The organism is Streptomyces sp. NPDC058145 (assembly GCF_042884245.1).
Classification (GTDB): Bacteria; Actinomycetota; Actinomycetes; order Streptomycetales; family Streptomycetaceae; genus Streptomyces.
Window position 1 is genome coordinate 56569 of record NZ_JBHVUH010000003.1, and the last position, 21280, is coordinate 77848.

22 protein-coding genes are annotated in these 21280 nt (G+C 73.7%); 8 read left to right on the top strand and 14 right to left on the bottom strand.

Translation table 11 applies throughout. From position 1 onward, the window contains the following. Positions 1-16: 16 nt before the first annotated feature. Positions 17-427: a helix-turn-helix domain-containing protein gene (locus tag ACFVVO_RS07090; protein ID WP_390052461.1), complete on the bottom strand. Its 411-nt coding sequence runs from the start codon at positions 425-427 to the stop codon at positions 17-19. A 244-nt stretch (positions 428-671) separates the two neighbouring features. Here ACFVVO_RS07090 and ACFVVO_RS07095 point away from each other — a divergent pair, with 244 nt between their 5' ends. Continuing rightward, the gene (locus ACFVVO_RS07095) at positions 672-1559 is read left to right on the top strand and encodes an RNA polymerase sigma factor SigF (RefSeq protein WP_390052462.1); all 888 of its coding nucleotides are present in this window, start codon (positions 672-674) and stop codon (positions 1557-1559) included. 133 nt (positions 1560-1692) lie between these two features. Here ACFVVO_RS07095 and ACFVVO_RS07100 read toward each other — a convergent pair whose 3' ends face one another. Together ACFVVO_RS07100 and ACFVVO_RS07105 are read right to left on the bottom strand one after the other, a co-directional pair. Continuing rightward, positions 1693-2145, bottom strand: a complete 453-nt coding sequence (locus tag ACFVVO_RS07100) for an ATP-binding protein (protein WP_390052463.1) — start codon at positions 2143-2145, stop codon at positions 1693-1695. 124 nt (positions 2146-2269) lie between these two features. Beyond that, positions 2270-3571, bottom strand: a complete 1302-nt coding sequence (locus ACFVVO_RS07105; protein ID WP_390052464.1) for a DUF6777 domain-containing protein — start codon at positions 3569-3571, stop codon at positions 2270-2272. 129 nt (positions 3572-3700) lie between these two features. Between ACFVVO_RS07105 and ACFVVO_RS07110 the strand changes: the two genes are divergently transcribed. Beyond that, a complete protein-coding gene (locus tag ACFVVO_RS07110) occupies positions 3701-4981 on the top strand; it encodes a streptophobe family protein (protein ID WP_390052466.1) in 1281 nt (426 codons plus the stop codon). Between the two features lie 122 nt (positions 4982-5103). On the opposite strand, the gene ACFVVO_RS07115 is transcribed toward ACFVVO_RS07110, so the two are convergent. The 4 genes from ACFVVO_RS07115 to ACFVVO_RS07130 all read right to left on the bottom strand — a co-directional run bounded on the left by ACFVVO_RS07115 (position 5104) and on the right by ACFVVO_RS07130 (position 9458). After that, positions 5104-6063, bottom strand: a complete 960-nt coding sequence (locus ACFVVO_RS07115) for a serine/threonine-protein kinase (protein ID WP_390052468.1) — start codon at positions 6061-6063, stop codon at positions 5104-5106. After that, the gene (locus ACFVVO_RS07120; protein WP_390052469.1) at positions 6063-6614 is read right to left on the bottom strand and encodes a hypothetical protein; all 552 of its coding nucleotides are present in this window, start codon (positions 6612-6614) and stop codon (positions 6063-6065) included. The genes ACFVVO_RS07115 and ACFVVO_RS07120 overlap by 1 nt, the downstream gene beginning before the upstream one ends. Further along, on the bottom strand, positions 6611-8962 hold the full coding sequence (locus ACFVVO_RS07125) for an FHA domain-containing protein (protein WP_390052471.1): 2352 nt from the start codon (positions 8960-8962) through the stop codon (positions 6611-6613). The genes ACFVVO_RS07120 and ACFVVO_RS07125 overlap by 4 nt, the downstream gene beginning before the upstream one ends. 85 nt (positions 8963-9047) lie before the next feature. Beyond that, positions 9048-9458 (bottom strand): hypothetical protein, encoded by a 411-nt coding sequence (locus ACFVVO_RS07130; protein ID WP_390052472.1) that lies wholly within the window; start codon positions 9456-9458, stop codon positions 9048-9050. Between the two features lie 311 nt (positions 9459-9769). On the opposite strand from ACFVVO_RS07130, the gene ACFVVO_RS07135 reads away from it, so the two are divergent. After that, complete coding sequence (locus ACFVVO_RS07135) at positions 9770-10144, top strand: nuclear transport factor 2 family protein (protein WP_390052474.1); 375 nt, start codon at positions 9770-9772, stop codon at positions 10142-10144. Positions 10145-10282: 138 nt separating this feature from the next. Here the strand turns inward: ACFVVO_RS07135 and mgrA are convergent, their stop codons facing one another. Continuing rightward, a complete protein-coding gene (gene mgrA, locus ACFVVO_RS07140) occupies positions 10283-11275 on the bottom strand; it encodes an L-glyceraldehyde 3-phosphate reductase (protein WP_390052476.1) in 993 nt (330 codons plus the stop codon). A 111-nt stretch (positions 11276-11386) separates the two neighbouring features. Between mgrA and ACFVVO_RS07145 the strand changes: the two genes are divergently transcribed. Further along, positions 11387-12277, top strand: coding sequence for a LysR substrate-binding domain-containing protein (locus tag ACFVVO_RS07145; protein ID WP_390052478.1), 891 nt, complete (start codon positions 11387-11389; stop codon positions 12275-12277). A gap of 162 nt (positions 12278-12439) precedes the next feature. Continuing rightward, complete coding sequence (locus tag ACFVVO_RS07150) at positions 12440-12955, top strand: DinB family protein (RefSeq protein WP_390052480.1); 516 nt, start codon at positions 12440-12442, stop codon at positions 12953-12955. Here the strand turns inward: ACFVVO_RS07150 and ACFVVO_RS07155 are convergent. The 6 genes from ACFVVO_RS07155 to ACFVVO_RS07180 form a co-directional block, all read right to left on the bottom strand. Next, positions 12937-14007, bottom strand: coding sequence for an adenosine deaminase (locus tag ACFVVO_RS07155; RefSeq protein ID WP_390052482.1), 1071 nt, complete (start codon positions 14005-14007; stop codon positions 12937-12939). The genes ACFVVO_RS07150 and ACFVVO_RS07155 overlap by 19 nt on opposite strands. 47 nt (positions 14008-14054) lie before the next feature. Continuing rightward, a complete protein-coding gene (locus ACFVVO_RS07160) occupies positions 14055-14462 on the bottom strand; it encodes a VOC family protein (protein WP_390052484.1) in 408 nt (135 codons plus the stop codon). Between the two features lie 120 nt (positions 14463-14582). Continuing rightward, the gene (locus ACFVVO_RS07165) at positions 14583-15512 is read right to left on the bottom strand and encodes a M48 family metalloprotease (protein WP_390052486.1); all 930 of its coding nucleotides are present in this window, start codon (positions 15510-15512) and stop codon (positions 14583-14585) included. Continuing rightward, positions 15509-15880: a BlaI/MecI/CopY family transcriptional regulator gene (locus ACFVVO_RS07170; RefSeq protein ID WP_390052487.1), complete on the bottom strand. Its 372-nt coding sequence runs from the start codon at positions 15878-15880 to the stop codon at positions 15509-15511. The genes ACFVVO_RS07165 and ACFVVO_RS07170 overlap by 4 nt, the downstream gene beginning before the upstream one ends. Before the next feature lie 153 nt (positions 15881-16033). After that, on the bottom strand, positions 16034-16939 hold the full coding sequence (locus ACFVVO_RS07175; RefSeq protein ID WP_390052489.1) for an aldo/keto reductase: 906 nt from the start codon (positions 16937-16939) through the stop codon (positions 16034-16036). Between the two features lie 263 nt (positions 16940-17202). After that, positions 17203-17370: a hypothetical protein gene (locus ACFVVO_RS07180; RefSeq protein ID WP_390052491.1), complete on the bottom strand. Its 168-nt coding sequence runs from the start codon at positions 17368-17370 to the stop codon at positions 17203-17205. Positions 17371-17564: 194 nt separating this feature from the next. Here ACFVVO_RS07180 and ACFVVO_RS07185 point away from each other — a divergent pair, with 194 nt between their 5' ends. From ACFVVO_RS07185 to ACFVVO_RS07195, 3 genes are all read left to right on the top strand, one after another. Next, positions 17565-19094, top strand: a complete 1530-nt coding sequence (locus ACFVVO_RS07185; protein WP_390052493.1) for an SDR family oxidoreductase — start codon at positions 17565-17567, stop codon at positions 19092-19094. Positions 19095-19178: 84 nt separating this feature from the next. Next, positions 19179-20555: a cryptochrome/photolyase family protein gene (locus tag ACFVVO_RS07190; protein ID WP_390052495.1), complete on the top strand. Its 1377-nt coding sequence runs from the start codon at positions 19179-19181 to the stop codon at positions 20553-20555. Positions 20556-20692: 137 nt separating this feature from the next. Further along, entirely contained in the window at positions 20693-21130 is a 438-nt protein-coding gene (locus ACFVVO_RS07195) for an SPW repeat protein (protein ID WP_390052496.1), read from the top strand. Positions 21131-21280 lie beyond the last annotated feature (150 nt).

Below are 21280 nucleotides of genomic sequence, written 5' to 3' on the forward strand. Positions count from 1 at the left end.
GTCTGCCGGGGTCCGCTCAGGCCGCCAGGCAGAGGCCGTTGTACGGCGCCCGGTGCGCGGTGCGGGGCGTCGCGCTCGTGCGGCGGGTCAGTTCGGACCGGGTGCGCGACAGAAGATCGCCGAGGCCGAGCCCGAGGGCGCGGGCGGCGGCCGCGAGGACCTCGGAGGAGGCCTCCTTGCGGCCGCGTTCGATCTCGGACAGGTAGGGCAGGGAGATACGGGCCGCGTCGGCGACGTCCCTGAGCGTGCGCTCCTGGGCCTTCCGCTCGCGGCGCAGCACGTCCCCGACCAGATCGCGCCACAGGGGCTCCGCGCGCGCCGGTTCCGGCGCGCCGGGGCGGGCGGGCTCCGGGCCGCCGGCGTCCGGGCGGCGGGGCTCGCGGCGCAGGGGGATCACTCGGGCTTCGTTGCTCACCTGGTCGGTCACCCTCTCAGCCTAGGGGCCGAAGCGGCCGTCACCGCCGGACCGCGCTCCGATTCCCCCAGGCGCGAAAATCGGCTGGACCTGGGCAGGCATGCATCGGGTCGACGGGGGTACCCGGCGCGTGAGCACCGTGGGCAGGCATGCGTACCCGGATTACGGGTATGCGGGGGACACGCAAGACATGGGCAGGGATCGGACCACCGTCCGATGCGGCAGGCTCGAACCGTGACTGACGTGGGGAGAGGTAATGAAAACCGCCGGGATCCGGTCGGAGGCAGAGGTCGTCGGGAGGACCGAGCAGGAGAGGGTGGGAGAGGCGTCACTGCCCGGCATCGCGAACCCGGCCGCCGTCGCGCCGCGTGACGCCCGGGAGCTGTCCCGCCAGTTCTTCCGCCGGCTGACGGAGCTGGAGGAGGGCACGCACGAGTACCAGTACGCGCGCAACACCCTCATCGAGATGAACATGTCGCTGGTGCGGTTCGCGGCCGGCCGCTTCCGCAACCGCGGTGACGACATGGAGGACATCGTCCAGACCGGCATGATCGGCCTGATCAAGGCCATCGACCGGTTCGAGCTCGCGCGCGAGGTCGAGTTCACCTCCTTCGCGCTGCCGTACATCGTGGGCGAGATCAAGCGGTTCTTCCGCGACACCACCTGGGCGGTGCACGTGCCTCGGCGGCTGCAGGAGATGCGCGTCGAGCTGGCGCGGGCCCGCGAGGAGCTGTCGAGCCGGCTGGACCGGGACCCGACGGTCGCCGAGCTGGCCACCCTCATGAACATCACCGAGAGCCAGGTGGTCGAGGCCCAGCTCGCCTCCAACGGCTACAACTCCGCCTCCCTGGACGCCGCGCTCACCGGGGACGGCCCCGAGGACGGCGAGGCCGTGCTCGCCGACTTCATCGGCGTGGAGGAGGAGGGCCTGCGGCTCGTCGAGGACTTCCACGCGCTGGCCCCGCTCATGAACGAGCTCAGCGACCGCGACCGGCAGATCATCCACATGAGGTTCGTCGAGGAGGCGACCCAGGCGGAGATCGGGGAGCGGCTGGGATGCTCCCAGATGCACGTGTCCCGGCTGATCAAGCGGATCATCTCCCGGCTGCGCCAGGGGATGCTGGGCGAACTCGGCTGCGCCTGACACGACACCACGACGTGAGCCCGGGCGCTCGGCGCGCCCGGGCTCACGTCTGCCGTAGAGGGGGCCTTCCCACGAGTCCCCGCAGGGCCGTCCAACCGCGCTCAGGAGCCCGTGTCCAGGACCGCCGGAGGGTTCACCGCTTCAGTTCGACCCGCGCGCACACGCGCTTCCCGACCGGTACGCGCTCCACGGTGACCTGGGCCGCCACCGCGTGCACGATCTCCAGACCGTGCCGGCCGACGCGCTCGGGATTCTTCGGATAGCGCCGGGGCAGGGTCGCGCTGCTGTCGTAGACCGCGACGGTGACCGACGCGTCCGTGCCCTCCAGCTCCAGGATGTACGGGCCGCTGCTGTGCCGGTCGGCGTTGGTGACCAGTTCGCTCACGACGAGGAGCAGCTCACCGTCGGTCCGGCCGTCGATGCCCGCGCACCACTCGTGCCTGAGCTGCTCCAGGAACTGGGCCGCGAAGGACCGCGCCTCGGCGATGCATCCGGGTTCGCCGGTGTAGTGCGCCGCGCGTCTCAGCGGCTCCACGGGTACGTCGAAACCAATCGGTATCACTGCCCCGCCCAGGTGCTCGGTCATGCGTGTCTCTCTCGGAAGGCCCGGTCCGGCCGGTCACTGTTGCACCTGTCCTCGTACCCAGAGCCGGGCCCGGCAGTCCCCCTGGTGCGTTCGCCCACCGCGCACAGCCTGTCATGCCCGCCGGTCACGCCGCCGACCGGGTCCCGGCGGGCGGCCCCGAGGTCGCGGTCCGGGCCGGTTCGGAGCCGGGCGCGGAGGGCGCGGACGAGGGGGCCCGGGACGACGGAGGCTCGGAGGCCGGCGCCCGGGTCGGGGGCGACTCGGTCGAGGGCCCGGAGGACGGCGCCCCGGTGGGGGGCGACGGGGACGACGGCGCCTGCGAGGGGGACTCGGACGACGGCGGCCGTGAACCCGAGCCGGACGGAGCCGGGGAGGACGAGGGCGACCCGGACGGATTGTTCAGGGTCGACGTCGGCGGGCAGGGCCGGCCCGAGGTGCCGGTCGCCCCGGGTGACACACAGCCGGCCGGTGGGATCCAGGGGTGCGTGTCCTTCGGGGGCTCGGTGTGCTCGTCCTGGCGGCCGGTGTCGTCGCCGGGCTCACGGCGGAACCAGTCGTCGCGCTGGGGATCGTAGATCACGAAGGCCCTGACGGCCGCCGGGGCGGGTGTCACCACGACGACGTCGGACTGCCGGTAGGAGGCCCAGCGGTCGCCGGTCAGCCGCACGGTGCCGTGCTGTGCGACCGGCGGGGTGAGGGGGTTGCCGCAGGCGCAGCGGGCGCGGGGCACGCCGTGTCCGTCGACCAGGACGGCGGTGCCCGCCTGGAGGACCGCCTGGAAGCCGGTGACGCGGCCGTCGCGGTAGCCGTGATTGGTGACGCGGGTGTCGGCGCGCAGTGTGACCGGGGTGAGCGACCGCAGGTGGGCTTGGACGTCGGACGGACGGACGCCGGCCGCGGCGGCGTAGGCGCGGTTCCTCGCCGGGTCGGCCCGCAGGGCCCTGATCTGCTTCTCGACGTCGCAGCTCGGGCGGTTCCTGACCCCGCTGTAGAGCCCCGGGGCGCCTCCGTCCACCCCGCGCACCGCGTTGGCGGGTGCGGAGGGCGCCGTCGGGGTGCCCGGTGTGGGTGTCCTCGGTGTGGAGGTCGGCGCGCCCGCCTCCCGCACGGTCGACTCCGTGAAGGGGTCCGGGCCGGTCTGGCCGGCGGGCTGCAGGAAGACCTCGCCGCCCTTGGCGGAGGAGCCGGTACCGGGACGGGTGAGGACCACCGCCAGGACGGCCACCGCGACCACGACCGCGGTGAGCGCGGCCACGCGCGGCGCGGACTTCCACCACGGTCGGTGGGGTCCCCCTCCCCCGCCCCATGGGCCGGAGCCGCCGCCCGGCGGTGGTGAGGGTGGTCCCGTGGGCGGCTGGGAGGGCCCCGACAGCGGGCCGGAGGGTGGCCCGGTCGGAGGGCCGGAGGACGGAGGTTCGACGCTCACGAGCACTTCTTCCCGTCGCGATCGCGACTCATATCAGATTGTGTGCTCCGGTCCCCCGGCACTCGCAAGCCGACGCCGGACGGCTCATCCGGCGGGCGGGGCGTCCCGGTCCTGCCTAGCCTGGCAAGGGTGACCCCTGTGACCGTCGCCGCACGGCCCGCCGCCCGCCACGGCTGGGTGCGGGCCGTGGTGACGGTGCTGTCGGGGCTGGCCGTGATGTTCGTCCTCTCGGCACTGGGGTTGTGGGCGGCCGGCGCCGCGGGGCTGCCCGACGGCGCGTTCGCCCGGGTCGTGGCCGCGACCGTGGTGACGGCGGTGGGCGGCACGCTCGAACTCACCGGGGACGCGGGTCCGCTGGCGCGGACCCGGGCAGGTCTCACCGTCATGCCGCTCTCCGTGACCCTGGCCGGCGCCCTGGTGATCGGCGCGGGCTTCCTTCGGCCGCTGCGGCACCGGGCGGTCGCCTCGGCCGGGGAACTGGCCGGCTGGGCCGCCCGGCTCGCACTGCTCTGGCTGCTCGCGCTGATCGGCCTGGGCCTCGCCGCACGCCAGACCTTCGCCGTGGACGTGGGCAACGGCACGCTCAGCGATCTCACCGATCTGTTCGGCGGGGCCCCGACGGTCGGGTTCACCACCGATGTGCCGCCGACCGTGCTGTTCGGGCTGCTGTGGCTGGCCGGGGTACTGCTGCTCGCCCTGCTGGTGGCGCCCGGTGCGCCGCTGCCCGGGCGGCTGCTGCGGCTGCGCGAGCCGGTGCGCCCGGCCGCGCACGCCATGGTCCTGCTGCTGCTCGGCTACGTCGTCGTCGGCCTCGTCGTGGCGCTGGTGTCGGCGGCGACGCGCGGGCACCCCGCCGAGACGTTCGCGGTGATCCTGCTCGGTCTGCCCAACCTGGCCTGGCTCGCTCTCACCCTCGGCCAGGGCGCCACCTGGCACGGCCGGGTGGACGGCCCGTTCGGGCTGCCGATGCCCGAGGTGCTGGACCACGTCCTGCGCACGCCGGGCATCGCCACGCTGAACCTGCGCACGCTCACCGACCAGGACAGCGGGATGTGGTGGCTGCTGGTCGCCCAGGTGGTGCTGACGTCGGCGGTGGCCTTCCTGATGGCGGCACGGTGCCCGGCCGGGGTCCGGGTCTGGCAGCACGCGGTGCGTCTGGCCGTCGCCCTGGCCCTGACGGTCCTGATGGTCTGTCTGCTCTGCCGGATCTCGGCGCACTACGGCCTGTCGCTGCTCGGCATCGGCGATCTGGGCGGCGGCCTGTCCGGGGAGCTGTTCCTCAGGCCCCGGCTGTGGCAGGCGGTGAGCCTGGGCGCGCTGTGGGGGCTGGTCGCCGGCTTCGCGGGCGCCCTGCTGGCCCGGCCGGTGCACCGGCGGGGCCGGGTCGACGTCCCTGAGGGCCCGGCCTGACCGGCCCCAGGTGTACTGGCCCGCAGGGTTGTTCACACGGCTGATGGGTGAATGTCCATGAAGTCACGCCTGCGCCGCGACGCCCGTCCTGCGGGCGAACGACGCGACTTCGCGGACCCGACCTAGGACCCGGCGCGGCGGAAGACCGGTTCGGCCCATCTCGGTGGCGGCTGGGGTTCGACCGGCGCCGGGCGGTCCGGTGCCGGGGTGGCGGGTGCGGCGCGCAGGGCGGCGACGAAGTCGAGGCAGGTGTCGTAGCGGGCGTCCGGGCTCTTGGCGAGGGCCCGGGCGAAGACCGCGTCGAGGCCTCGGGGCAGGCCGGGGCTGACGGCGCTGGGCGGGGTCGGCTCGGCGTACTGGTGGGCCCACAGCAGGGCCATGTCGTCCTCGCGCTGGAACGGCGGGCGTCCGGTCAGAGTCTCCTGGACCACGCAGGCGAGGCCGTAGACGTCGCAGCGGCCGTCGACGGGCCGGCCGGAGATCTGTTCCGGGGCCACGTAGTCGAGGGTGCCGACGAACTGGCCGACGCTGGTGAACCCGGTCAGGGACAGCGACTTCTTGGTCAGCCCGAAGTCGGTGAGGTAGACGTGCTCGGGGTGGTCGCTGTCGGTGCCGCGGGCGATCAGGACGTTCCCGGGTTTCACGTCCCGGTGGACCAGGCCGTGTTCGTGGGCGGCGTCCAGTGCGGAGGCCACCTGGGCGGCGATGCGCACGGCGTCCGTGAAGGGCAGCGGTCCGCGCTCGTCGAGCAGATGGCGCAGGTCGCTGCCGGGGACGTAACGCATGGCGATGTAGAGCACGCCGTCCGTCTCGCCGGCCTCGAAGACGGGCACGATGTGCGGATGGTCGATGGCGGCGGCCACCCGCGACTCGTGGGTGAAACGCCTGCGGAAGGTGTCGTTGCGGGCGAGTTCCGGGGCGAGCAGCTTGAGCGCGACGGTGCGGTCGAGGCGCAGGTCGCGGGCGCGGTAGACGACGGCCATGCCGCCGCGGCCGATCACGCTCTCGAGCAGGTAGCCCGCCACCCGGCGTCCCACGAGTTCCGGGGGCCGCCCCGACGACAGGCCCGCCCGGCCGGCCATCAGGGCTCACCCCCGGGGGCGGCGTACCGGGTGGGGGCGTGATCGGACGTGCCGTCGGAGGCCGGGCGCTCGGTGGCGTAGGTGTGCAGCCGGCGTCCGTCGCCGTACATCCAGCGGCCCTCGTCGGGGTCGTAGACCCACATCGACTCGCCGTCGACCACGACCCCGATGCGCAGCTCGCGGGTGCGGTCCTCGAAGGCCCGGCCGTCCAGGCCGCCGTCCGCGAGTTCGCGCAGGGCCGCCCGGTAGCCGGCCAGGGCCCGCTCGGCGCGGGCCAGCAGCGGGAGCGGGTCGGTGGTGCCGGCTGGCGGGTCCTCGGCGGCGGGCGGGTCCCGGGGTACGGCGACCAGGTGACGGCCGTCGACCCAGGCGGCCCAGCCGTTGGCGCAGCGGATGTGTCCCCAGTCGCCGAGCCGTTCGACGAGTTCGACGGGCAGCAGCGGGTCGAGGGACACCGTGGGGCGGGCCGGGTCCGGGGCCTCCCAGGCCGGCATGCCGTCGGGCGGGACGACGTGGGTCGGCCGGAACGCGGAGGCGCGCTGCCCGCTCATCGGGCCGCCCGCTTCCGCATCACGGCGGGTTCGTGCCGGCGCAGCAGCGGGACGACCAGCAGGCCGTAACCGGTGGAGAGCACCAGCAGCATGCCCAGATCCAGCAGCCAGATGCCGGCCGAGTGCCGGAACAGCGGGTCGGCGGTGACGGTGCCCGGCACGATCCGGGCGAGCCCGATCGTGCCGGCCATTGCGCCGAGCGCCCATCGGGAGGGCACCAGCCAGGACAGCTGTTCCAGGCCGGGCACGCCGTGCAGCGGGAGCAGCGCGCCGCAGAAGACGACCTGGACGATGGCGAGCAGCACCAGAAGCGGCATCGTCACCTCCTCCTTGCGCACCAGCGCGGAGACCAGCAGACCGAGCATCATCGCCGTGAAGGCCAGCAGCGCGACGGCGAGGGTGATCTCGGCGAGCGGTGGCAGCAGGACGCCCCGGCCGCCGGGGGCGTTCAGGTCGACGCCGAGCAGGGCGACCTGGGTGAGGACGACGGCCTGGACGACCGTGATCGTGCCCAGCACCACCACCTTGGACATCAGATAGGCCGATCTGGGCTGGCCGACGGCGCGTTCGCGCCGGTAGACCGCGCGTTCCTTGACGAGTTCGCGCACCGCGTTGGCGGCCCCGGTGAGCACGGCGCCGACGCACAGGATGAGCAGCGCGTTCATCGCGGTGTCCCGGGTGAGCCGGCTGCCGGCCAGGGCCCGGGCCATGGCGCCCATGACGAACGGCAGCGCGATCATCACGGCGAGGAAGGTGCGGTCGGCGGCGAGGACGGCGGTGTAGCGGCGCACGAGGGGGCGCAGCTGGGCGCCCCAGCCGCGCGGGCGGAGCGGGGGCACGGGTACGGCCGGTGCGGCGGACGGCAGGCGGGGCTGGGTGCCGGCCTCGGTGACGTAGTACCGGTGGAACGGGGAGTCGCGGTACTCCTCCGCCCAGTCGCGGTCCTGGTCGCGGTCGAAGGCCTCGAACGCCTCCGGCCACTGCTCGAAGCCGAAGAAGGCGAGGGCGTCCTCGGGCCGGCCGTAGTAGGCGATCCGGCCACCGGGGGCGAGCACCAGCAGGCGGTCGCAGACGTCGAGGCTGAGCACGCTGTGCGTGACGACGATGACGGTGCGGCCGTCGTCGGCGAGGCCGCGCAGCATGTGCATCACCGACCGGTCCATGCCGGGGTCGAGTCCGGAGGTCGGTTCGTCGAGGAAGAGCAGTGACGGTTTGGTCAGCAGCTCCAGGGCCACGCTGACCCGCTTGCGCTGGCCGCCGGAGAGGCTGTGCACGGCCTGGTCGGCCCGTGCCTCGAGGCCGAGCTCCCTGATCACCTCGTCCACCCGGGCCCGCCGTTCGGCCTGCGCGGTGTCTCCGGGGAAGCGCAGCTCGGCGGCGTAGGACAGGGCGGCGCGCACGGTGAGCTGGGGGTGCAGTATGTCGTCCTGCGGGACCAGGCCGATGCGCCGGCACAGTTCCGCGTAGTCGTGGTAGAGGTCTCGGCCGTCGTACAGGACGGTGCCGTGATCGGCGGGGCGCTGTCCGGTGAGGGCGCCGAGCAGCGTGGACTTGCCGGAGCCGCTCGGCCCGACGACCGCGAGCAGGCACTTCTCCCCCACCGGGAAGGACACGTGGTCGAGGATGACCTTGCCGCCGTCGTCGACGGTGACCGTGAGGTCCTGCACGTCGAGCGAGACCTCACCGGTGTCGACGTACTCCTGCAGTTCGTCGTCGACCAGGCAGTAGGTGATGTGGCCGATGCCGACGAGGTCGCCTGGGCCGACCGGGGCCCGGGTGACGGGGGCGCCGTCGAGATAGGTGCCGTTGTGGCTGCCGAGGTCGGCGATCTCGTAGCTGCCGTCGGCGTGGGCGCGCAGCTCGGCGTGGTGGCGGGAGACGGTCAGGTCGTCGACGACGAGGTCGTTGTCCTCGGCGCGTCCGATGCGGATGGTGCGGACGGGCAGCGGCCGGACGCTGCTCGGGGCTCGGTAGGTACCGGTCAGCTCGGGGTGCGAGACGACCGAGGGGCCGTGCGCGGCGGGCTCGGGCGGGCCCACGGGGACGGCGCGGGGGCCGTCGGAGGGGTTGCCGAAGCGGATGACGCTGCCGGGGCGGACGTCCCACTCGTCGATGCGTCGGCCGTCGGCGTAGGTGCCGTTGGTGCTCTGCGCGTCCCGCAGCGTCCAGCGGTCGTGGTCGCAGCGGAGCACCGCGTGGTGCCAGGAGACCCGGTCGTCGTCGAACACGATGTCGCTCAGCGGATCGCGCCCGACGTGGTAGTCGTGGCCCGGGTTCATCACCGTGGAACCCGCGTCGGTCTCGAGCACGAGTTCGGGTGCCGCCGGGGCGATTGGCCGCTCCGCCATGCCCAGAATTGTACCGATTCGACCATCCGTGTGCCCGGGCTGGGGGAAGTGACCCGGCGGCACGCGACGGGCACCGTGGCACGTGTCAGGCGACGGGCACGACGAGCGCCGGGAGAGTGCGCTGCATGCGCAGCGCGTCCACCGACTCGGCGAGCAGCTCGTACTCGGTGGTGTCGTCGCTGGCGGCGATCCGCACCAGCCGTCCGCCCGCCAGTTCGTCCGCGATCAGCTCCTGCCGGGCGTCGTCGGCGCACCAGGCGCGCAGCAGGGCGGGGACGTCGGCCACCGTGTCCGCGACCGGGACCAGCGCGGCCGCGGGGAAGGCGGGAGCCTGCGGGCTCGGATCCAGCCGCTCGGCGATCCAGGACGCCCGGTCGCGCAGCCACCACAGGGCCAGCGCCAGAGTGGGCGCGCGATAGGTACCGAGCGGAACGCCGATACGCCGCCCGCCGCACGTGCCGTACGCGGTGACATGGCACAGGAATTCGTCGTGCACGATCACTCCCCCGTCGCCTCGCTGGTGTGCCGGCCGGCCCTCGCTTCCCGTGCGGCCCCTGTGCGGTGAAGTGCCCCTGCTATTCGAGTATCGCCACTCCCGAAACACTGTCACCATGACTTTCCGGCCAGTGTCCTGGCATATTCACCGCACTCTCTGGCCGAAATACCCCGGGTATACGGAGGCGCGTCATTACCCGGGAGGTAATCGACCGGCCCCGCGCCGCTCGGGCATGGTGGTCACACCGGATCGGCGAATCCCGGATCCGGTTCTTGACCAGCGGTTACGACCTCGATGGAGGCTGATTCACCATGTCCGTGAACTACGAGAGCGCCGTCGCCCGTTACTTCGAGGCCTGGAACGCCGTCGAGCCGGAGGCGCTGAGGAAGGCGGTGGCCGCGGCCTGGACGGAGGACGGCGGCTACACCGATCCGCTGGCCGAGGTGCGCGGTCACGAGGGCATCGCGGCCGTGATCGCCGCGGTCCATGAGCAGTTCCCCGGCTTCGTGTTCCGTCCCCACGGCGCGGTGGACGGGCACCACGACATCGCGCGCTTCGGCTGGGAGCTGGTGAACAAAGAGGACGGCTCGGCCCCGGTGGCCGGGTTCGACGTGGTCACCCTGGACGGTGAGGGCCGCATCCGGCAGGTGCTGGGTTTCCTGGACCGGATTCCGCCGGCGGCCTGAGGCCGGGACCGGCGAGGACGTCAAACGGAATTCCGGATTCGGAATTCCGGGAACGCATCGCGGTGCCGCGCGGAAATCGCGGTGGCGCGGCGAAAGGCGGCCGGACGCAGCTGCGTCCGGCCGCCGCTTCCGGTGTGCTCAGCCCTTCACGATGGCGTCGACGCGTGCCAGTTCCTCGTCGTCGAAGTCGAGATTGCGCACCGCCCCGACGCTGTCCTCGAGCTGCCGCGGGCTGCTCGCGCCGACCAGCGCCGAGGTGACCCGGCCGCCGCGCAGCACCCAGGCCAGCGCCATCTGGGCCAGGGTCTGCCCGCGGGACTCCGCGATCGCGTTCAGGGCGCGCAGCCGGCCGACCAGGTCCTCGGTGACGGCGTCCGAGTTCAGGAACGGGCTGTCGCTCGCGGCCCGGGAGTCCTCCGGGATGCCGTCGAGATAGCGCCCGGTGAGCAGGCCCTGCTCCAGCGGGGAGTAGACGACGGAGCCTGCCTGCAGTTCGTCCAGGGCGTCCAGCACACCCTCGTCCTCGGGGCGCCGGTCGAGCATCGAGTAGCGCGGCTGGTGGACGAGGAGCGGGGTGCCGAGGCCGGCGAGGATCCGGGCGGCCTCGCGGGTCTGCTCGGCGGAGTAGTTGGAGACGCCGACGTAGAGCGCCTTGCCCTGCCGCACCGCCGTGTGCAGGGCGCCCATCGTCTCCTCCAGCGGAGTGTCCGGGTCGAAGCGGTGCGAGTAGAAGATGTCGACGTAGTCCAGGCCCATCCGCTTCAGGCTCTGGTCGAGCGAGGACAGCAAGTACTTGCGCGAGCCCCATTCGCCGTACGGGCCGGGCCACATCAGGTAGCCCGCCTTGGTCGAGATCACCAGTTCGTCGCGGTAGGGCGTGAAGTCGGCCTTCAGGGCCTCGCCGAGCGCGGACTCGGCGGCACCGGGCGGCGGGCCGTAGTTGTTGGCCAGGTCGAAGTGGGTGACGCCGAGGTCGAAGGCGCGGCGCAGGATGGCGCGCTGGGTCTCGGCGGGCCGGTCGGGCCCGAAGTTGTGCCACAGGCCGAGCGACAGCGCGGGGAGCTTCAAGCCGCTGCGTCCGGTGCGCCGGTAGGGCATGTCGGCGTAGCGGTCGGGGTGTGCGGTGTACAACGCGACTCCAGAGGGGTTGGCACAAGATCTACCAGTTCCACCCTTCACCGAACGTCGGGCAGCGGTCCAACAGAAGAATCCGATGGAATTCAGCGGATAGGCTTCTCAATCATGGAACTGCGCCATCTCCAGCACTTCGTCGCGGTCGCCGAGGACCAGCACTTCACCCGGGCCGCCGAGCGCCTCATGGTGTCCCAGTCCGGCCTGTCGGCCTCGATCCGGGCGCTGGAGCGGGAGTTGCGGGCGCCGCTCTTCGTGCGGACCACCCGCCGGGTGACGCTCACCGAGGCGGGGCGTGCGCTGCTGGTGGAGGCCGAGCGGATCCTGGCGCAGGTGCGCTCGGCGCACGAGGCGGTGGCCGCGGTGCAGGGTGTGCTGCGCGGCACGCTGGCGCTGGGCACCGAGCAGTGCATCGCCGGGGTGCATGTGGCGGGGCTGCTGGCGGCCTTCCGGCGCCTGCACCCGGACGTGGAGATCCGGCTGCGGCAGACGGGCTCGGGGGCACTGTCCGAGGAGGTGGCCGCCGGGCGGCTGGACCTGGCCTTCGCCTACCGCACCCAGGCGGACACCGACCAGCTCCGCTCGGTGTCGCTGACCAGCGAGCCCATGACGGTGCTGTGCCATCCGAGCCACCGGCTCGCCGCGGCGGGCGCGGTGCTCGCGCCGGACGACCTGGCCGGCGAGGTGTTCGTGGACTTCCACCCGGACTGGGGCCCGCGCCGCACCACCGACGCCGCCTTCACCGCGGCCGGCGTCCGGCGCACGGTCGCGCTGGAGGTCAACGACGTGCACAGCCTGCTGGACCTGGTCGACGAGAACCTCGGCATCGCCGTCGTGCCACGGCACTTCCGGCACAAGCGCCCCTCGCTGACGGCGCTGCCGGTGAAGGGGGCGGTCGAGGCGGAGTACGAGACCGTCGCCCTGCTGCCGCCGGAGCGCGCCACCAGCCCCGCGGCCCGCGCCCTGGTCACGCTCCTGGAGACGGACGGCGCTGCCGCCTGACGGCGCCGGCCCGGCCGGCCCCCGGCCCGCCGGGCCGGCCCCCGGGGGGCCGGGGGCCGGGGGGCCGGGGGCCGGGGGCCGGGGGGCCGGCCGGGCCGGCCCCCGGCGCCGGCCGGGCGATTGCGGGCGCGTGGGCGGCCGCGATGCGCGAAGGTGGACGTCATGCATGCCAAGGACATCCTCATCGACGGCTACGGCCGCATCCAGGAAGAAGTCCATGCCGCCCTCGAGGGCCTCGGACCCGACGAGCTGCACTTCCGTCCGGCGCCCGGCGCCAACTCCGCCGCCTGGCTCGTCTGGCACCTCACGCGGGTGCAGGACGACCATGTCGCCGACGCCTTCGGCCTCGACCAGGTCTGGCTGTCCCAGGACTGGGAGAAGCGTTTCGGCCTCGATCTGCCCCGCCACGACACCGGTTACGGGCACGGCCCCGAGAAGGTCGCGAAGGTGCGGGTCGAGTCGGCGGGACTGCTCACCGGGTACTACGACGCCGTGCACGAACAGACCCTGGGCGCCCTGCGCGGCCTCGCCGCCAAGGATCTCGAACGGATCGTGGACGAGCGCTGGGACCCTCCGGTCACGCTGGGCGCGCGTCTGGTGAGCGTCCTGTCCGACGATCTCCAGCACGTCGGACAGGCCGCCTATCTGCGGGGGCTCGGTCAGAGCGCGGCCGCGTAGCCCGGCAGGACCACGTCCTCGATGAGCGCCCTGCGCTCGTCGAACGGGAGGAACGCGCTCTTGACGGCGTTCACGGTGACCGTGCGCAGGTCCTCCACCGTCCAGCCGGCCTCCTCGACCAGCAGGGACATCTCCCGGGTCATCGTCGTGCCCGACACCAGACGGTTGTCGGTGTTGAGGGTGACCCGGAAGCCGAGGTCCTTCAGCGCGGTGATGGGGTGCTCGGCGATCGAGCCGGCGCAGCCCGTCTGGAGGTTGGAGGTCGGGCACATCTCCAGCGGGATCCGGCGGTCGCGCACCCAGCCGGCCAGTCGGCCGAGCTTGCCGTCCACGATGTCCTCGGTGATGCGCACACCGTGGCCGATGCGCTGGGCGCCGCACACCTGCAGGGCCTGGTGGATGCTGGGCAGACCGTGCGCCTCGCCGGCGTGGATGGTGAACGGCACGCTCTCGCGGCGCAGGTGCTCGAAGGCGGCCAGGTGGTCGGCGGGCGGGAAGCCGTCCTCGGCGCCGGCGATGTCGAAGCCGACGACACCGGCGTCGCGGTAGGCGACGGCCAGGTCGGCGGCCTCGCGGACGCGGTCGAACATCCGCATGCCGCAGAGCAGGGTGCCGACGCGCACCGGGGTGCCGGCGGCGGCCGCCTTGGCCATGCCGGCGGCGAGGCCCTCCTGGACCGTCTCCACGACCTCGCTCATCGACAGCCCGCCCCCGGTGTTCAGCTCGGGGGCGTAGCGCACCTCGGCGTAGACGACACCGTCGGCGGCGAGGTCGAGGACGTACTCCTCGGCGACCCGCAGCAGGCCCTCGCGGTTCTGGGTGACGGCGAGGGTGTGCTCGAAGGTGGCTATGTAGCGGACCAGGTCGCCGGAGTTGGCGGCCTCGAAGTACCAGGCGGCCAGCTCGTCGGGGTCGGTGGTGGGCAGGGTGTGGCCGACCGCGGCGGCGAGTTCCACGACGGTGGCGGGGCGCAGGCCGCCGTCGAGGTGGTCATGCAGGACGGCCTTGGGCAGGCGGCGGAGGACGTCGGTGTCTACGCGCGTAGCGGTCATGGCGGTTCTTTCCTTGGGCGGGCGGTTCTGAGTGAGGGGAGGAGCGGTCAGCCGGCGGGCTGGAGCAGGTCCCAGCGATTGCCGTACAGGTCCTGGAAGACGGCGACCGTGCCGTACGGCTCGTGCCGCGGCTCCTCCAGGAAGGTCACGCCGGCGGCGGTCATCCGGGCGTGGTCGCGGGCGAAGTCGTCGGTGTGCAGGAAGAACCCGACGCGGCCGCCGGTCTGGTCCCCCACCCGGGCGCGCTGCTCCTCGCCCTTGGCCCGGGCCAGCAGCAGGCCGGTGCCGTGGCCCGTCACGTCCTCGCCCCGCGCGCCCGGCTCCACGACGACCCAGCGGGAGCCGTCCGGCCGGGGCTCGTCCTCGACCAGCCGGAACCCGAGGGCGTCGGTGTAGAAGCGGACGGCCTCGTCGTAGTCGTCCACGACGAGGGTGACCAGGGCAACGCGACGCATCGGGACCTTCCGGTGGGGGTGGACTGGCGGGTGAGGTTATACGTAAAACCCCGCGAGCGCCAGTCACCGCCGCGGAGGCGGGTGGACGCGGGCTCGATGGCCCGTGGTCCGGCGGTCCGGTTACGGGCTCTGATCGCCCTGGGCGACCTCGACCCGGTGGTGGACGTCGGCCAGGCCGGCCGCCGAGGCCACGCAGGAGACGGCGGCGCAGACGAGGAGCAGGGCGGCGATCGGGCGGCCGGCCCGGCGGGGAGCTCGGCCGCCGGTCAGCAGGGCCCGGACCCGCTGCGGGACGGGGCCGGCCGTCGCGGCGGCGGCGAAGGCGGGCCGCTCGGAGTGGTCGTCCTGGGCCGCGAGGGCGGCGCGGGCGATGGCACGGGCGATCAGCCGGCGGTCCCCGACCCGGGCCGCGGCGGCCTCGTCGGCGGCGCGCTCGGCGGCGAGCCGGATGCTCTCGCGGACCGGGCGGAGGGCGGGGTGGCAGTGCGCCGCGAGTTCGGCGGCGGCGAGGAAGTAGTGGTGGCCACCCTCGTTGTGCGCCCGCTCGTGCGCGAACAGCGCCTCACGCTCGGGGCCGTCGAGGCAGCGCAGCATGGCGGTGGTGACGACGATGCGGTGCGGGCGGCCGGGCAGGGCGTAGGCGTCCGGGCGGACGGAGTCCACCACGCACAGGTCCCCCGCGGCGGGCCCGCGTCCGGCCTCCGTGCGGGCGACCCGGAAGGCGCGGGCCTGGCGCAGGACGGAGCGGGCCAGGGTCGAGGCGCACACCGCGAGGGCGCCGACGGAGACCGCGGCGGCGGGCAGGACGACGAGGTCGGAGGCGGTGCGCAGGGGGTGAACCAGCTCGCCGAGCGCGGCGAACAGCGGCAACTTGAGCAGACCGGTCAGCAGGAGGACGCCGAGCGCGCCCAGCGAGCAGCCCGCCAGCACGACCGCGCACGCGGTGACGGCCCACAGCGCGGCGACCGGGGCGAGCCGGTCGAGTGCCCGCCGGGCCAGGGCCGGCAGGGCGAACGGCAGCAGCAGCGGCAGCAGGAGCAGGGCGGTCATTGGTCGCCGGGTTCGAGCAGGTCCCGCAGGATGCGTTCGTCGTCGGGGCCGAGCTGGGCGACGAAGCGGGCGAGGACGGTCTCGCGGTCGCTGTCCCGGTCGAGTTCGGTGTGCATCCGGCGGGCGGTGAGGCCCTGTGCGTCCTGGACCGGGAAGTAGGCGTAGCCGCGCCCCTGGCGCCGCCGGTCGACGATGCCCTTGTCGTGCAGCCGGGTCAGGATCGTCGTGACCGTCGTACGGGCGAGGTCGCCGCCGAGACCGAGCTGGACCTGGCCGGGCGTCCGGGGCGTGCCGGCGGCCCAGAGGGCGGCCATCACGCTCGCTTCGAGCTCGCCGGCCGGCCTGCGCGCGTCCCTGGCGTCGGTCATCGGATCGTTCCTCACCCCGTCTTGGTCCACGGTCCACCGGACCGGCGACACCAGTGTAGTCGGCCGGGCGCCGCGCCCACCCGGGCGGGTGCCTCCGCCACCGGGCACCGACCCAGGTCGCGGCCGCCCGCGCGTGCGTGGCGGGTCCGGCGGTCAGCCGGTCTGGGAGCGGGCCTCACCGAGCCGGGCGAGCTCCTCACCCGTGAGGCGCAGCGCGCCGGCGGCGACGTTCTGCACGAGGTGGGCGGGATCGCCGGTGCCGGGGATGGCGAGGACGTGCGGGCCCTGGTGCAGGGTCCAGGCGATGCGGATCTGGGCGGGGCTCACGTCGTGCGCCCGGGCGACGGAGAGGACCGCGTCGTCGTGGGCGGTGGTCGCGCCGTGCTGCCCGGCCTCGCCGGCGACGGCGTAGAAGGGGACGAAGGCGATGCCGTGCTCGGCGCACAGGCGCAGGACCTCGTCGCCGACGGGGTCGGGCCGGTCCACCGCGTACCGGTTCTGCACGCACACCACCGGCGCGATCTTGAGGGCCTCGGCGAGGTGCCGCGGTTCGACGCCGGAGACGCCGAGGTGCCGGATCAGCCCGGCCTCCCGCAGTTCGGCGAGGGCGCCGAAGTGCTCGGCTATCGAATCCTGGCTCTGACGGCGGTAGTTGACGACGTCGAGGTGGTCCCGGCCGAGCTGGCGCAGGTTCTCCTCGACGTGCCCGCGCAGTTCGTCGGGGCGGGCCGAGGCGCCCCACTCGCCCTGTTCGTCGCGGTGGGGGCCGACCTTGGTGACGATGACCAGGTCGTCGGGGTACGGGGAGAGCGCGGTGTTGATCAGCTCGTTGGCGGAGCGCAGGGACGAGAAGTAGAAGGCCGCGGTGTCGATGTGGTTCACACCGAGTTCGACGGCCTTGCGCAGCACGGCGAGGGAACGCTCCCGCTCGCTCGGGGTGCCGAGATGGAAGGCGGCGCTGCCCGTCAGCCGCATCGCGCCGAGGCCGATGCGGTGGACGGGCAGGTCACCGAGACGGATGGTGCCGGAGGCGTCCGCGGTGATCGTTTCGAAGGTCATCGGCGGAGTCTCGCACGCGGCACCCCGCGGGGCACGGGTGATGGATCCCCATGGATCCCCGAGAGGGCACGCTCAGCCGCGGCGGCGCACGAGGCGCCGGGCCGGCGCGGGGTGCCCTTCGCGGCGGCGGCCGGCTGTCCGAGGGTGACGGACGCGCCCACCTCCCGCGGTTCTCGTGTCATGGACCCGCAGCCCGTCGAACGGAGTCGGCGGCCTGGCGCGCGGCACCCGCGCCGGGACGGCCGTGGCGTCCGACGGGGCGGTCAGTCCTCGTCCTGGCCCGGCAGCACGACGAGGAAGGCGTCCGATTTCAGGTCCATCACCACGGTGGCGGCCTCGCCCAGGGCGCGGCGCGCGGCCGCGTACTCCTCCGCGGGCCACGATCCGCGGGGGGCTCCCGCGGGGAATCGCTCCAGCACCTTCGCACTCATGGCGGCTCACACCTCCAGCGTCGGGACCGGCCCGGACGTTCGCGGCCCGTGTAGTCCGCCTGCCCGGGACGGCCGCCGTCATGTCCCGCATCCGCACGGCGCGCATCCCGCATCCGTACGGCGCGCCCGCGTCGAAGAGTCGGACGGGGGGAACTCGGCAGGACCCGGATCAGCGGCGCGAAGGGCGGATACGGATGTACGGCGACGACGTGAAGGGCGGAACACGCTGTCTGGTGACGGGCGGCACGGGGTACATCGGCGGCCGGCTCGTCCCGGAGCTGCTCGCCGCCGGCCACCGGGTCCGCTGCCTCGCCCGTTCCCCCGGCAAGCTGCGCGACCATCCCTGGGCCGGCGACATCGAGGTGGCGCGCGGGGACGTCACCGACGCGGACTCCGTCGCGGAGGCCATGCGGGACGTCGACGTGGCCTACTACCTTGTCCACGCCCTCGGCACCGGCGACGGCTTCGAGAAGACCGACCGCGAGGCGGCCCGGATCTTCGGCGAGCGGGCCCGGGCGGCCGGCGTGAGACGCATCGTCTACCTGGGCGGGCTCACCCCCGAGGACGTCCCCGAGCACGAGCTCTCCCCGCACCTGCGGTCCCGCGCCGAGGTGGGCCGCATCCTGATGGACTCCGGGGTGCCCACCGCGGTGCTGCGCGCGGCCGTGATCATCGGCTCCGGCTCGGCGTCCTTCGAGATGCTGCGCTATCTCACCGAGCGGCTGCCCGTCATGGTCACCCCGAGCTGGGTGCACACCCGTATCCAGCCCATCGCCGTACGGGACGTGCTGCGCCTCCTGGTCGGCAGCGCGGATCTGCCCGCGGACGTGAACCGCACCTTCGACATCGGCGGCCCCGAGGTACTCACGTACCGGGAGATGATGGTCCGCTACGCGGCGGTGGCGGGGCTGCCGCGCCGGGTCATCCTGCCCGTGCCGGTCCTCACCCCGGCGCTGTCCAGCCACTGGGTCGGTCTTGTGACACCGGTGCCCGCGTCCATCGCCCGGCCGCTGGCGGAGTCGCTGCGTCACGAGGTGGTGTGCCACGAGCGCGACATCGAGACGTATCTGCCGCACCCGCCCGGGCAGCCGCTGCCCTTCGACGAGGCGGTACGGCTGGCCCTGCAGCGGGTCCGCGACGCCCAGGTGGTCACCCGCTGGACGTCGGCCGCGGTACCGGGAGCGCCGAGCGACCCGCTGCCCACCGACCCCGACTGGGCCGGCGGCAGCCTGTACACGGACGTCCGGGAGACCGCGGTGGACGCTCCGCCCGAGGCGCTGTGGCGGGTCGTCGAGGGGGTGGGCGGAGAGAACGGCTGGTACTCCTTCCCGCTCGCCTGGGCGCTGCGCGGCTGGCTGGACCGGATGGCGGGCGGGGTGGGACTGCGCCGCGGCCGCCGGGACGCGCAGCGGCTGCGGGTCGGGGACTCGCTGGACTTCTGGCGGGTCGAGGAGATCGAGCCCGGGCACCTGCTGCGGCTGCGGGCGGAGATGCGGCTGCCGGGGCAGGCCTGGCTGGAGATGTACGTGGAACCCGACGGCGCCGGGCGCTGCCGGTACCGGCAGCGCGCGCTGTTCCATCCGCACGGGCTGCTCGGCCAGGCCTACTGGTGGGGCGTCTCCCCGTTCCACGCCGTGGTGTTCGGCGGCATGGCCCGCAACATCGCCCGCGCCGCCACCACGACCCCGCTCCCCCGCCGGAGGGAACGGGCGGCAGCTCGCTGACGCCCCGCATCCACCGGGCGCCGCGGACCGGAAGCAACCACCGTCCAGCGCCCGCTCTCCCGCCCGACGCCCCGGAGCCGCACCATGAACGTCTCGGTCGTCCTGTTCACCGCCGACCTGCGTCTGCACGACCATCCGCCGCTGCGGGCGGCGCTGGACGGCTCCCGGCACGTGGTGCCCCTCTTCGTGCGGGACCGGGGAGTGGACGAGGCCGGATACGCGGCGCCCAACCGGCTGGCGTTCCTCGCCGACTGCCTGCGCGATCTGGACGTGGGCCTGCGCGAGCGGGGCGGCCGGCTTGTGCTCCGCTCCGGCGATCTGGTCGAGGAGGTGTGCAAGGTGGTCACCGAGGCCGACGCCGACGAGGTGCACATGGCCGCCGACGTCAGCGCCTACGCGCATCGCCGGGAGGAGCGGCTGCGCCGGGCCCTGGAGGCGGACGGGCGCCGGCTGCACGTCCACGACACCGTGACCACGGCGCTGACGCCGGGCGCGGTGACGCCCGCCTCCTCGGACCACTTCGCGGTGTTCACCCCGTACTTCCGGCAGTGGTCGCAGGTGGGACTGCGCGATGCGCTCGGCCCGCCGCGCACGATCCTGGTACCGGAGGGCGTCGGGTCCGAGGAGCTCCCCTCCCGCGCTGGGCTGACGGGCGTGTCCGAGGGGCTGGCCGGGGGCGGGGAGGTGCTCGGCCGCAAGCTGGTCACCGCCTGGCTGCGCCGTGGTGTGGCGCGGTACGAGGACCGGCACGACGACCTGGCCGGCGACGCGACCAGCCGGCTCTCCCCGCACCTGCACTTCGGCACGCTCTCCCCCGTGGAACTGGTGCACCGCGCCCGCAGGGCGGGCGGCCCGGGCGCCGAGGCGTTCGTACGGCAGCTCGCCTGGCGCGACTTCCACCGGCAGGTGCTGGCGGCCCGGCCGGCCGCCTCGAGCGCCGACTACCGCACCAAGCACGACCGCTGGCGTACCGAGCGGACGGCCCGGGAGGACGTCCAGGCGTGGCGGGAGGGGCGTACCGGCTATCCGATCGTCGACGCCGCGATGCGTCAGCTCAGGTACGAGGGCTGGATGCACAACCGCGGCCGGCTGCTGGCCGCGAGCTTCCTGGCCAAGACGCTCTACGTCGACTGGCGGGTGGGCGCCCGGCACTTCCTCGACCTGCTGGTCGACGGGGACGTGGCCAACAACCAGCTCAACTGGCAGTGGATGGCCGGTACCGGTACGGACACCCGTCCCAACCGCGTCCTCAATCCGGTCACCCAGGGCAAGCGGTACGACCCCGACGGCACGTACGTTCACCGTTGGGTACCCGAACTGGAGCCGCTGCACGCCCCGTTGGTGCACGAGCCGTGGAAGCTGCCGGGACCGGACCGGGCCGCGCTGGACTACCCGGAGCCGATCGTCGACCTGTCCGAGGGCCTGGCCCGGTTCAGGCGGGCCCGCGGCCGCGAGGACTGAGACGCGGCCGCCGCCGGGCTCCGCGCGTTCAGACCCTACACATAAGCGGGAAACAAGGGCAGAATGCGAAGAAGCGGCGCTTACCGCGCGCTCCATCCGGGCGCGGTCGGGCCTGCGAGTCACGAAGGAGGCGGGACATGACCAACGTCTCGCACAGGGGTGACATGGCGACTCACCCCGACATATCCGAGATGCGGACGCGCTACGCCCGCATGCTCGGCGGCCGCGACGTGGCGCTCGTGGACGGGCCGGTCTTCCTGCTCGGCCTGTACTGCGCGGCGTCCCCGTGGATCCTGCACTACACGGCGAGTCAGCCGGCGCTCGCGACCCACAACCTGATCATGGGCATCGCGATCGGGCTGCTGGCCCTGGGCTTCACCACCGCTCCGGCACGGATGTACGGCCTGAGCTGGGCCATGTGCGCCATGGGTGTCTGGATGATCATCGCCCCGTGGATCGTGGGCAGCGGCCCGGACGCAGGCGTGACCGTGAACAACATCGTCATCGGCGCGCTGGCCGTGGTCCTCGGGCTGATGTGCGCCGGTACGGCGCAGAAGAGCGCCCCACGAGCGTAGAGAGGCCGGCCAAAGAGAGACCGGCCGTTGGGAGAAGGGCTCCTGTACACGGACGCGTGGAAGGAGGACCAGGCGAAGAAAGTGAAGGACACGCAGAATGCGAGGCCGGTCCGCCCGGGCGGACCGGCCTCCCCATGCCCCCGGACTTCA

Coding starts and splice junctions, on each gene's coding strand:
- ACFVVO_RS07095 (WP_390052462.1), top strand. CDS start 672: ATGAAAACCGCCGGGATCCGGTCGGAGGCAGAGGTCGTCGGGAGGACC.
- ACFVVO_RS07100 (WP_390052463.1), bottom strand. CDS start 2,145: ATGACCGAGCACCTGGGCGGGGCAGTGATACCGATTGGTTTCGACGTA.
- ACFVVO_RS07115 (WP_390052468.1), bottom strand. CDS start 6,063: ATGGCCGGCCGGGCGGGCCTGTCGTCGGGGCGGCCCCCGGAACTCGTG.
- ACFVVO_RS07120 (WP_390052469.1), bottom strand. CDS start 6,614: ATGAGCGGGCAGCGCGCCTCCGCGTTCCGGCCGACCCACGTCGTCCCG.
- ACFVVO_RS07125 (WP_390052471.1), bottom strand. CDS start 8,962: ATGGCGGAGCGGCCAATCGCCCCGGCGGCACCCGAACTCGTGCTCGAG.
- ACFVVO_RS07135 (WP_390052474.1), top strand. CDS start 9,770: ATGTCCGTGAACTACGAGAGCGCCGTCGCCCGTTACTTCGAGGCCTGG.
- ACFVVO_RS07145 (WP_390052478.1), top strand. CDS start 11,387: ATGGAACTGCGCCATCTCCAGCACTTCGTCGCGGTCGCCGAGGACCAG.
- ACFVVO_RS07150 (WP_390052480.1), top strand. CDS start 12,440: ATGCATGCCAAGGACATCCTCATCGACGGCTACGGCCGCATCCAGGAA.
- ACFVVO_RS07155 (WP_390052482.1), bottom strand. CDS start 14,007: ATGACCGCTACGCGCGTAGACACCGACGTCCTCCGCCGCCTGCCCAAG.
- ACFVVO_RS07160 (WP_390052484.1), bottom strand. CDS start 14,462: ATGCGTCGCGTTGCCCTGGTCACCCTCGTCGTGGACGACTACGACGAG.
- ACFVVO_RS07165 (WP_390052486.1), bottom strand. CDS start 15,512: ATGACCGCCCTGCTCCTGCTGCCGCTGCTGCTGCCGTTCGCCCTGCCG.
- ACFVVO_RS07170 (WP_390052487.1), bottom strand. CDS start 15,880: ATGACCGACGCCAGGGACGCGCGCAGGCCGGCCGGCGAGCTCGAAGCG.
- ACFVVO_RS07175 (WP_390052489.1), bottom strand. CDS start 16,939: ATGACCTTCGAAACGATCACCGCGGACGCCTCCGGCACCATCCGTCTC.
- ACFVVO_RS07180 (WP_390052491.1), bottom strand. CDS start 17,370: ATGAGTGCGAAGGTGCTGGAGCGATTCCCCGCGGGAGCCCCCCGCGGA.
- ACFVVO_RS07185 (WP_390052493.1), top strand. CDS start 17,565: ATGTACGGCGACGACGTGAAGGGCGGAACACGCTGTCTGGTGACGGGC.
- ACFVVO_RS07190 (WP_390052495.1), top strand. CDS start 19,179: ATGAACGTCTCGGTCGTCCTGTTCACCGCCGACCTGCGTCTGCACGAC.
- ACFVVO_RS07195 (WP_390052496.1), top strand. CDS start 20,693: ATGACCAACGTCTCGCACAGGGGTGACATGGCGACTCACCCCGACATA.